The organism is Mycobacterium sp. E3339 (assembly GCF_001666915.1).
Classification (GTDB): Bacteria; Actinomycetota; Actinomycetes; order Mycobacteriales; family Mycobacteriaceae; genus Mycobacterium.
In genome coordinates this window covers 1-10213 of sequence record NZ_LZIZ01000001.1, presented here as the reverse complement: position 1 = coordinate 10213, position 10213 = coordinate 1, and the positions used below count along the sequence as shown (strand labels likewise).

The 10213-nt window shown below is 69.1% G+C and carries 11 protein-coding genes and 2 pseudogenes; 9 read left to right on the top strand and 4 right to left on the bottom strand.

All coding sequences use genetic code 11. The features are described 5' to 3' along the window. Both A5702_RS00060 and A5702_RS00055 read left to right on the top strand, forming a co-directional pair. A partial coding sequence (locus tag A5702_RS00060) for an ATP-dependent DNA helicase RecG (protein WP_156669416.1) occupies positions 1-1225 on the top strand: 1225 nt, incomplete at its 5' end. Then, positions 1222-1935, top strand: coding sequence for an HNH endonuclease family protein (locus A5702_RS00055; RefSeq protein WP_055405551.1), 714 nt, complete (start codon positions 1222-1224; stop codon positions 1933-1935). The genes A5702_RS00060 and A5702_RS00055, both read left to right, overlap by 4 nt. Here A5702_RS00055 and A5702_RS00050 read toward each other — a convergent pair. Further along, positions 1932-2774 (bottom strand): aldo/keto reductase, encoded by an 843-nt coding sequence (locus A5702_RS00050; RefSeq protein ID WP_197281299.1) that lies wholly within the window; start codon positions 2772-2774, stop codon positions 1932-1934. The genes A5702_RS00055 and A5702_RS00050 overlap by 4 nt on opposite strands. 6 nt (positions 2775-2780) lie before the next feature. After that, a pseudogene (locus tag A5702_RS26810) lies at positions 2781-2959 on the bottom strand (oxidoreductase); the annotation flags it as partial. Positions 2960-3206: 247 nt separating this feature from the next. Here A5702_RS26810 and A5702_RS00045 point away from each other — a divergent pair. The 6 genes from A5702_RS00045 to A5702_RS00020 all read left to right on the top strand — a co-directional run bounded on the left by A5702_RS00045 (position 3207) and on the right by A5702_RS00020 (position 8236). Next, positions 3207-4322: an alpha/beta hydrolase gene (locus tag A5702_RS00045; protein ID WP_068217215.1), complete on the top strand. Its 1116-nt coding sequence runs from the start codon at positions 3207-3209 to the stop codon at positions 4320-4322. A 73-nt stretch (positions 4323-4395) separates the two neighbouring features. Next, entirely contained in the window at positions 4396-5160 is a 765-nt protein-coding gene (locus A5702_RS00040) for a DsbA family protein (protein WP_055404737.1), read from the top strand. A 56-nt stretch (positions 5161-5216) separates the two neighbouring features. Continuing rightward, positions 5217-5789, top strand: a complete 573-nt coding sequence (locus tag A5702_RS00035) for a vitamin K epoxide reductase family protein (RefSeq protein WP_369817846.1) — start codon at positions 5217-5219, stop codon at positions 5787-5789. Between the two features lie 10 nt (positions 5790-5799). Next, positions 5800-6354 (top strand): 16S rRNA (guanine(966)-N(2))-methyltransferase RsmD, encoded by a 555-nt coding sequence (gene rsmD / locus A5702_RS00030; RefSeq protein ID WP_068217212.1) that lies wholly within the window; start codon positions 5800-5802, stop codon positions 6352-6354. Positions 6355-6431: 77 nt separating this feature from the next. Beyond that, the gene (gene coaD / locus A5702_RS00025) at positions 6432-6914 is read left to right on the top strand and encodes a pantetheine-phosphate adenylyltransferase (RefSeq protein ID WP_055404740.1); all 483 of its coding nucleotides are present in this window, start codon (positions 6432-6434) and stop codon (positions 6912-6914) included. 68 nt (positions 6915-6982) lie between these two features. Continuing rightward, positions 6983-8236, top strand: coding sequence for a trans-acting enoyl reductase family protein (locus A5702_RS00020; protein ID WP_068217209.1), 1254 nt, complete (start codon positions 6983-6985; stop codon positions 8234-8236). 1 nt (position 8237) lies between these two features. Here the strand turns inward: A5702_RS00020 and A5702_RS00015 are convergent, their stop codons facing one another. Together A5702_RS00015 and A5702_RS00010 are read right to left on the bottom strand one after the other, a co-directional pair. Next, complete coding sequence (locus A5702_RS00015; protein ID WP_055404742.1) at positions 8238-8930, bottom strand: flavodoxin; 693 nt, start codon at positions 8928-8930, stop codon at positions 8238-8240. Positions 8931-9012: 82 nt separating this feature from the next. Next, positions 9013-9747, bottom strand: a pseudogene (locus tag A5702_RS00010) (permease); the annotation flags it as partial. Positions 9748-9753: 6 nt separating this feature from the next. Here A5702_RS00010 and A5702_RS00005 point away from each other — a divergent pair. After that, a partial coding sequence (locus A5702_RS00005; RefSeq protein WP_197506464.1) for a permease occupies positions 9754-10213 on the top strand: 460 nt, incomplete at its 3' end.

Here is a 10213-nt window from a genome sequence, read left to right as displayed (position 1 = left end):
GGTGGACGCCGGCTACCAGTGTGCGTTGCTGGCGCCCACGGAAGTGCTTGCCGCCCAACATCTCCGGTCGATCAACGACGTGCTCGGCCCGTTGGCGATGGCCGGCCAGCTCGGTGGTGCCGACCACGCGACCCGCGTCGCGCTGCTCACCGGATCGATGACGGCGGCGCAGAAGAAGCACGTCCGTGACGAGGTGGCCAGCGGTCAGGCCGGGATCGTCGTCGGCACCCATGCGCTGCTGCAGGACGCCGTGGAATTTCACCACCTGGGCATGGTGGTGGTCGACGAGCAACATCGCTTCGGCGTCGAACAGCGAGACCAGTTGCGAGCCAAGGCCCGTCCCGGTGTCACGCCGCACCTGCTGGTGATGACGGCGACGCCGATACCGCGCACGGTCGCGCTCACCGTCTACGGCGACCTGGAAACGTCTACGCTGCGCGAACTTCCGCGCGGCCGGCAGCCGATCACCAGCAACGTCATCTTCGTCAAGGACAAGCCGGCGTGGCTGGAGCGGGCCTGGCGGCGCATCAGCGAGGAGGTCGCCGCCGGCCGCCAGGCCTATGTGGTCGCGCCGCGGATCGACGAGACCGACGATGCGGACAAGCAGGAGCAGAACACCAGGCCGTCGGAAACCGCCGAGGGTCTCTACGCCCGGCTGCGTTCGGGTGAGTTGGCGAAGGTGCGCCTGGGCCTGATGCACGGCCGGTTGTCCGCCGACGAAAAGGACGCCGCGATGGCGGCGTTCCGCGCTGGTGACATCGACGTGCTGGTGTGCACCACCGTCATCGAGGTCGGTGTGGATGTGCCCAACGCCACCGTGATGCTGGTGATGGATGCCGACCGCTTCGGCATCAGCCAGCTGCACCAGCTGCGTGGCCGCATCGGCCGCGGCAGCCATCCCAGCCTGTGCCTGCTCGCCAGCTGGGTTTCGCCGGAGTCGCCCGCGGGCCGGCGGCTGTCGGCGGTGGCCGCGACCCTGGACGGGTTCGCGCTGGCCGACCTGGACCTCAAGGAACGCCGGGAGGGAGACGTGTTGGGCCGCAACCAGTCCGGCCGCGCGATCAACCTGCGCCTGCTGTCGCTGGCCGACCACCGCGACGTCATCGAGGCCGCGCGCGAGTTCTGCGTCCGCAGCTACGCCGACAACCCGGCCAACCCCGAATTGGCTTTGCTGGCAGCGCCTTTCGTCACCGGTGACCGGATCGAATACCTGGACAAGTCGTGAACCGCAGGGTGCTGCTGTGGCTGTCCGCGGTCGCGGCACTCGCGCTGCTGGTGGCCTACCAGACGGTGGGGTCCACGGCGGCCAGGCACGCCGCCGAATACGCGGCGCGCGCCGACGTCCCCACGGTGCAACCCGGCTCCGACGTGCTGGCGGGCATCCCGGTGCTGCCGGTGCGGGCGCACCGGTACGACTACCGGCGGCCGGCGTTCGGCGACGCGTGGGACGACGACAACGACGCCCCGCTGGGGCACAACGGCTGCGACACCCGCGACGACATCCTCAACCGCGACCTCGTCGACAAGACGTACGTCGTCACCAAACGGTGCCCGGACGCGGTGGCCACCGGCACCCTGCACGATCCCTACACCAACAAGACCATCGCGTTCCAGCGCGGCCCCAAGGTCGGGGAGGCGGTCCAGATCGACCACATCGTCCCGCTCGCCTACGCCTGGGACATGGGCGCCTACGGGTGGCCCGACGCCGAGCGGCTGCGCTTCGCCAACGACCCCGCCAACCTGCTGGCCGTCGACGGACAGGCCAACCAGGACAAGGGGGACGCGGCGCCCGCGCAATGGATGCCGCCGAACGCCGCGTTCGCCTGCCAGTACGCCATGCAGTTCATCGCCGTGTTGCGCGGCTACTCGTTACCGGTGGACCAGCCGTCGACGGGGGTGCTGCGTCAAGCGGCGGCCACCTGCCCGGCGGGTTAACCCTCGAAGGTGTTGGGATCCGGCCGCAACCGGGTGCCGTCGTTGAGGGCGTTGATCGCGTCCATGTGCTCGGCGGCGAGCTCGAAGTCGAACACGTCGAGGTTCCCGGCGATGTGCTCCGGGTTGGCCGAGCGGAAGACGACCGCGTTGCCCAGCTGCAGGTTCCACCGGAGCAGCACCTGGGCCGGCGTCTTGCCGTATTCGCCGGCGACCGAAGTCACGGTCGGGTTGTCGTGCAGCTTGCCGAGCGCCAGCGGGGTGTAGGCCTGGGTGACGACGTTGTGCTCGGCGTTGGTCTTGCGCACGTCGGCCTGGTTGAGCAGCGGGTGCAGCTCGATTTGATTGACCGCCGGCGTGACGAACGTCAGGTCGATGACGTCGGTGACGTGCAACTCGGTGAAGTTCGAGACGCCGATCGACCGCGCGAGCCCGTTGCCGCGGCACTGGATCAGCCCGCCGAAAGAATTCACGTATTCGCCCCGGGACGGCACCGGCCAGTGGATCAGGTAGAGGTCGAGGTAGTCGAGGCCGAGCCTTTCCAGGCTCTCCTTGCAGGCCTCCTCGGAGCGCAGGAACCCGTGGTCGGCCGGCGCCAGCTTGGTCGTGACGAACAGCTCGGCGCGCGGAATCCCGGAGGCCGCGATCGCGCGGCCGACGGCGGCTTCGTTGCCGTAAGCCGAGGCGGTGTCGATCAGCCGGCAGCCCATTTCCAGCGCTGCGGAAACCGCGCGTTCGGTCTCGTCCTCCGACAACTCCGCGACGCCAAGTCCGAGCACCGGCATCGTGTTTTCGTCATTAAGAGCTATCGAGGGCACGGCAGCGCCCGAATCGCCAGCCAATGTCATTCACCTGCCTGTGAAGTTGAAGGTGCGTGGACCCGGCCGGGTGCCGCCATCGAGCGAGGAGATCGACGCCATTGAATCGGCGCTGAGTTCGCGGCGCTGAGTTCGAAATCGAACACGTCGAAGCTGCTCGCAATCCATGAGGCGGTTACCGGCTTGGGGATCACGATATTACCGAGCTTGGAAAATACCACGTCACCGACACCGGGGCGGGGCGCGGTGATATCGGGACGTGGCCTGTATTTCGCAAATTCGTCACCACGTAGAGTTGGTCGCACGGGTTATGAAGCGGCCGGTAATCGGTGTGCGGCCAGGCGCTGACCGTGCTGGGCGGTGGCCGCCGGGAGGCCGGAAGACGCCGAGGCGAGGGCGCGGACCGCACATCCGTCCGTCGTCGAGCTTTACCACGTTGCATTCGAGGGAGTGCCCATGACCAAGAGCGTGCCCGCGCCGGACCTTCACCTCGGGCCGAAACACGCGCCGATGCGCCTGGCCAGTCGCATGCAGGGCGCGGTCTCGACGATCGGCGTCAAGGTCATTCCCTGGATCCCCACGCCAGCCAAGCGTGCGCTGTTCGGTGGGCGCGCGGTGACCATCGACGGCAACACCCTGGACCCCACCCTTCAGCTGATGCTGGCCGGTCTGCGCGCCGTCGGCATCGACGGCCTGGTCGCCGACGACGACGCGGCCACGTCCCGCGCTCAGCTGCGCCAGCTGTTGCTCGAGCTTCCCGGCCCACAGATCCACGTCGACGTCGAGGAACTGGCGCTGCCCGGGCCGGCCGGCGAGATCCCGGCGCGGCACTACCGTCCCGGCAACGGCGCGGCCGCGCCCCTGCTGGTCTTCTACCACGGCGGCGGATGGGCGATCGGCGACCTGGACGGCTACGACGCGCTGTGCCGGTTGACGTGCCGCGACGCCGGCATCCACGTGCTGTCGATCGACTACCGGCTGGCCCCCGAGCATCCGGCGCCCGCCGCGGTCGAGGACGCCTACGCCGCCTTCAGGTGGGCGTACGACCACACGGAGGAACTCGGCGCCGCACCCGGCCGGGTCGCGGTGGGCGGGGACAGCGCGGGCGGCAACCTGGCCGCCGTCGTCAGCCAGCTGGCGCGCGACGAGGGCGGGCCCGCCCCCGTGCTGCAGTGGCTGATCTACCCGCGAACCGACTTCAGCACGCACACCCGCTCGCTGAGCCTGTTCGCCCGCGGCTTCCTGCTGACCAAACGCGACATCGATTGGTTCGAGTCCCAATACCTGCGTGGTTCGGGCATCGACCGGGCGGATCCGCGGGTGTCGCCGCTGCTGGCCGAGTCGTTGGCCGGGCTCGCCCCCGCGTTGATCGCGGTCGCCGGGTTCGACCCGCTGCGCGACGAGGGGGAGAGCTACGCGGCGGCGCTGGAGGCCGCCGGCACCGCGGTCGACCTGCGGTGCATGGGGTCGTTGACGCACGGCTTCGTCAATCTGTTCCAGCTCGGCGGGGGCTGCGCCGCCGCGACCACCGAGTTGATTTCGGCCCTGCGCGCCCACCTGAGCCGGGTCTGACCTGTCGCGCGCGCGGCGCCGGTAATCTAGAGGCGCCTGACGTCCACCCGAACACCGAAGGATCGCGCAAACTGTGGCCGACAAACCCAAACGCCCCCCGCGCTTTGACATCAAGTCGGCCGACGGTAAATCGGGCCGACTCGTGCAGATCGGCGGGACCGCCATCGTCGTCATCTTCCTGGTCGCGCTGGTCTCCTACATTGTGGTGACGCACCACAAGAAGACCGCGGCCATCGGCGCCGGCGACACCGTGCGGGTGACGTCGAGCAAGCTGGTCACCCAGCCCGGGACCAGCAACCCCAAGGCCGTCGTCACGTTCTACGAGGACTTCCTGTGCCCGGCCTGCGGCAACTTCGAGCGCACCTTCGGCCCGACGGTCTCCAGGCTCATCGACGTCGGCGCGATCGCGGCCGACTACAGCATGGTGTCGATCCTCGACAACGCCAGGAACCAGAATTATTCGTCGCGGGCCGGCGCCGCGGCCCTGTGCGTGGCCGACGAGTCCATGGACGCGTTCCGCCGGTTCCACACGGCCCTGTTCACCACGGACCTGCAGCCCAGCGAGCGCGGCAGCAGCTTCCCGGACAACGCCCGGTTGATCGAGATCGCCCGGGAGGCCGGCGCCGCCGGCAAGGTGCCCGACTGCGTCAACAGCGGCAAGTACATTGCCAAGGTCACCGGCGAGGCGGCGGCCGCCAAGATCAACGCCACGCCGACCATCAAGATCAACGGGGACGATTACGACCCGTCCACACCGGATGCGCTGGTCGCCAAGATCAAGAGCATCGTCGGTGACGTGCCCGGCATCGACGGCGCCGCCGCCCCCCCGGCCGCGTGACCACGCCGGCGCCCGCCGAAACCGCCGACCCGACACCGGAATCGCGCCCCGAGGCCCTGCCGGCGCCCAGTGCGTGGTGGGTGCTGATCGCCGGCGTGATCGGCCTGGCCGCCTCGGCGACGCTGACGGTGGAGAAGATCGACCTGCTGCTCAACCCGGCGTACGTGCCGTCGTGCAACTTCAACCCGATCCTGTCGTGCGGCTCGGTGATGGTCACCCCGCAGGCGTCCGTGCTGGGGTTCCCCAACCCGCTGCTCGGTCTGGTGGGGTTCACCGTGGTGGTCGTCACGGGCCTGCTGGCGGTGACGAAAGTTCAGTTGCCGCAATGGTATTGGATCGGGTTGACGGTCGGGGTGCTGCTCGGCGCGGCGTTCGTGCACTGGCTGATCTACGAGAGCCTGTACACCATCGGGGCGTTGTGCCCCTACTGCATGGTCGTCTGGGCGGTCACCATCACGCTGTTGGTGGTGGTCGCCTCGATCGTGTGCCGCCCGGCGCTGCAGCGCCGGGGCCGCGGCGTGGTGTGGGTGCTCTACCAATGGCGGTGGTCGATCGTCGCGCTGTGGTTCACCGCGGTGTTCCTGCTGATCCTGGCGCGGTTCTGGGACTATTGGTCGACGCTGCTGTAGGTGTCGGCAGGTGACCCGGATCATCGGCGGCGTGGCCGGCGGCCGGCGCATCGCCGTCCCGCCGCGGGGAACCCGGCCGACCACCGACCGCGTCCGCGAGTCGCTGTTCAACATCCTGGCCGCCCGAGGGGATTTGGCGGGCGCCGCGGTGCTGGACCTCTATGCCGGTTCGGGCGCACTGGGATTGGAGGCGCTGTCCCGGGGGGCGGCGTCGGCGCTGTTCGTGGAGTCCGATCACCGCAGCGCGGCGGTCATCGCGCGCAACATCGAGACGCTGGGCCTGACCGGTGCGACGGTGCGCCGCGGCGCGGTCGCGACCGTGTTGGCGGCCGGCGCCGCGAGCCCGGTCGACCTCGTTCTGGCCGACCCGCCCTACGACGTCGACGCCGCCGAGGTCCAGGCCGTGTTGGCCGCGTTGGTCGCGCACGGCTGGGCGAGCGTCGGCACCGTGGCGGTGGTGGAGCGCCCGGCGGCCGGAGCGCCGCTGGCCTGGCCGGCCGGCTGGTCGGTGTGGGAGCCGCGGGGGTACGGCGACACCCGGCTGGAGATGGCCGAGCGGGTGTGAGGCGGACGTGTACCGTCTTTCGTCATGGGCGCCGCTCCTTTTGATCCCTGCGTTCTGCGTCGTCGTCGGCGCGCGTCATGAGCGGCGCGGTATGCCCGGGGTCGTTTGATCCGGTGACGTTGGGCCACATCGACGTCTTCGAACGGGCGTCGGCCCAGTTCGACGAGGTGGTGGTGGCGATCCTGACCAACCCCGCCAAGAAGGGCATGTTCGACCTCGACGAGCGGATCGCGATGATCAACGAGTCGACCACGCACCTGCCCAACCTGCGGGTCGAGGCCGGGCAGGGCCTGGTGGTCGACTTCGTCAGGGCGCGGGGGATGACCGCGATCGTGAAGGGCCTGCGCACCGGCACCGACTTCGAATACGAGCTGCAGATGGCGCAGATGAACAAGCACATCGCCGGTGTCGACACCTTCTTCGTCGCGACGACACCTCGTTATTCGTTCGTCTCGTCGTCCCTGGCCAAAGAGGTCGCGATGTTCGGCGGCGACGTTTCCGAGCTACTGCCAGAACCGGTCAACCGCCGCCTGCGCGAGAAGCTCGCCGGCAAATCCTGAAGCCTTGGGGTGCAACAAGATCCGGTGACGGCGGCTCTGCGCCTCGTGGCGGGTGAGGAGATCGAGCGATGGGTTCGGCGGACCGCGAGTTCGACATCGTCCTCTACGGCGGCACCGGCTTTTCCGGCGAGTTGACGGCCCGTTACCTGGCCGGCGCGGCCGGCGGGGCCCGCATCGCGCTGGCCGGTCGTTCGCCGGACCGGCTGGCGGCCACCCGGAGCGCGCTCGGCACGGCCGCGCGGGATTGGCCGTTGATCGTGGCCGACGCGTCGGACCCGACGACGCTGGACGCGATGGCGGCCCGCACCCGGGTGGTGGTCACCACGGTCGGGCCCTACACCCGCTACGGGTTGCCGGTGGTGGCGGCCTGCGCGAAGGCCGGGACGGACTACGCCGACCTGACCGGCGAGGTGATGTTCGTGCGCGACAGCATCGACCGCTACCACCGGCAGGCCGTCGACACCGGCGCCAGGATCGTCGTCTCGTGCGGATTCGCCTCCCTGCCTTCGGATCTGAACGTCTATCAGCTCTATCGCCGGGCGGCCCGCGACGGCACAGGGGAGCTGCGCGACACCACCTTCGTGTTCCGCTCCTTCTTCCAGGGCGGCGGCTCCGGAGGAACCGTCGCCTCGGAATTCGAATCCATGCGCACCGCGTCCGGCGACGCGCAGGCTCGCCGGCTGATGAATGACCCGTACACCCTGACCACCGACCGAAGCGCCGAACCGGACCTCGGTCGGCAACCGGACTTCCGGTGGCGCCCGGGCGGCCGGATCGCGCCCGAGCTCGCCGGCTTCTGGCTGGGCGCCCTGGTGTGGGCGCCACACAACACGCGAATAGTGCGACGCAGCAACGCCTTACAGAACTGGGCCTACGGCAGGCGGTTCCGCTACTCGGAGACCATGAGCCTCGGCAGGTCCGCCGCGGCGCCCGTCGCGTCCGCGGCCGTCACGGGTGCGCTCCGGACCGGCTGGGCCTTGGGCACCAGGCATTTCGGGCGGGTGCCCCGGCGATGGCTGCAGCCCCTCGCCAAGCCCGGCACGGGGCCCAGCGAGGCGATGCGGGAGCGCGGCCACTTCACGGTCGAGACGTACACGACCACGACCTCGGGCGCCCGCTATCTGGGCACCTTCTCCCAGCAGCGGGACGCATACGACGCGACCGGCGTGCTGCTCGGCGAGAGCGGCCTCGCGCTGGCCCTCGACCGGGATCGGCTCAGTGACCTTACGGGGGTGCTCACGCCGGCGGCGGCGATGGGCGACGCGCTGCTGGCGCGGCTGCCCGCCGCCGGGGTGTCGATGAACACCATCCGGCTGAGCTGAGTCAGGACGCCACGGCGTCGGCGGCCAGCCGATCGGCGAGCGATCGGGCGAAGATCCGCGTCTGTTCCAGCTGGTATGGCTGGACGTTGGTTGCCGGGATGCGCAGCCCGAAATAACGGTTCCGGTAGCGGCCCGACCGCAAATAGCTCATCAGCGAAAGCCCCGAGGCGATCTGGCCGCCGAGGTACTCGAAATGGACCCCGCCCGCATACCTGCCGCCCAGCCTCTCCCCGAGCCTGCGGACCGCCGCGAAATTGCCGCGCCAGTACCGGCGGCAGACGCAGAACGCGGCGAATGGCTTGCCGGCGAGCAGGATTCGCGCCTCGTCCGACTTCAGGAAAGTACGCATCGGCATGTTCATGGTGAACCACCATGTCGAGGATCCAATGCAGATCAGGTCGTAGCTTGCGTCGCGAACCTCGTCCGGCGTCTGGATCTCGCCGGTCGCCCGGCGCAGCTGGGCGGGCAGGACGCTGAGCAGGTCAAGCGCCGCGTGGCGCAACGGGAAGAGCGAGAAGCGTTCGGCGTAGCGCCGATCGGTGAAGGTGATCGGAGCCCGGTGCACCTCCCAGCCCCGCTCGCCGAACACCTCGGCCGCCGCCTCGAGCACCGCTAGCGTCTGCCCGGTGAAGGTGTAGTAGAGGAGCAGCACCCGGCGCCGCGGGCCGTGGCCGTCGATGGATATCTCCGTCATTTCGTGCGACTCCTTCTTGGCCGTTGCCGATCACTTCGCCAGATCATCGCCCCCGAAGCCGTCGGAGACAATCCGTTGGCCGCTAGTGGCACTCGTGGTCGTGCCCGCTCTCGGGCGAGCCACCCATCATCCGCGCCATTGGGATTCCGCCCGTGGTGACGAACCGCACGACGAGCACGGCAGCGATGGCCAGGAAGGCGATATTGAGCCAGGTGGAGTAGTTCCACGAGATCGTGGCTTCCATCACCGTGGCGTTGCGCTGCTTCGGGATGAGACTCGCTGCGCCGAAGATCAATTCGACCAAATAGCCGGCCGCCACCATCGCGGCGTAGAACGTGCCGAGCAGCGTGAGCATCATCCGGGTGCCGTAGTACTTCCGGTAAATGTTCAGGATCGGCAGGATCAGCAGGTCGGCGTAGATGAACGCGATGACACCGCCGAAGCTGATGCCGCCGTTCCAGAGCACCGCGGCCAGTGGCACGTTGCCGATAGAGCAGACGAACGACACGATCGCCACGACCGGTCCCACTATCGGTCCCCACAGCGCCGACAAGCCCGGGCTGTCGGCCAAAAAGAATCCACGCCAGAATGATTCGGGCACCCACGCCGCTATCGCACCGGCGATCAACAGGCCCAGAACCAGGTCCCGCAGGATCGCCAACCACTCCATCACGAACACGTGCGAAACCGAGGTGAAGCCCTCCCCGGACAAGAGCCGCTGCGCGAACGTGCCGTCCTTCTTGATCGACATGTCCATGGCCGCGTGGCCCTCCATCGATCCGGCGATACCCCGCTCGGCCTGCGCCCGGGCCTCGTCGGGTCGATGACGTGGGAAATCCTCTGGGCGCTGATTCTGGGCTTCGCGCTGTCGGCGGTGGTGCAGGCGGTGGTGCGGCGCTCGACCATCGTCGGGCTGCTGGGCGACGATCGACCACGCACCCTGGCGGTGGCCGCCGGGCTCGGGGCGGCGTCGTCCTCGTGCTCGTACGCCGCGGTGGCCCTGGCCCGCTCGTTGTTCCGCAAGGGCGCCAGCTTCACCGCCGCGATGGCCTTCGAAATCGGTTCGACCAACCTGGTGGTCGAGTTGGGCATCATCCTGGCCCTGCTGATGGGCTGGCAGTTCACCGCCGCGGAGTTCGTCGGCGGCCCGCTGATGATCGTGGTGCTGGCCGTGCTGTTCCGGTTGTTCGTGCGGTCGCGGCTGATCGACGAGGCCCGGGCGCAGGCCGAGCGGGGTATCGCCGGATCGATGGAGGGCCACGCGGCCATGGACATGTCGATCA

Excerpts from the sequence above, each read along its gene's own strand:
- A5702_RS00045 (WP_068217215.1), top strand. The coding sequence starts at position 3,207 with ATGACCAAGAGCGTGCCCGCGCCGGACCTTCACCTCGGGCCGAAACAC.
- coaD (WP_055404740.1), top strand. The coding sequence starts at position 6,432 with ATGAGCGGCGCGGTATGCCCGGGGTCGTTTGATCCGGTGACGTTGGGC.
- A5702_RS00020 (WP_068217209.1), top strand. The coding sequence starts at position 6,983 with ATGGGTTCGGCGGACCGCGAGTTCGACATCGTCCTCTACGGCGGCACC.
- A5702_RS00015 (WP_055404742.1), bottom strand. The coding sequence starts at position 8,930 with ATGACGGAGATATCCATCGACGGCCACGGCCCGCGGCGCCGGGTGCTG.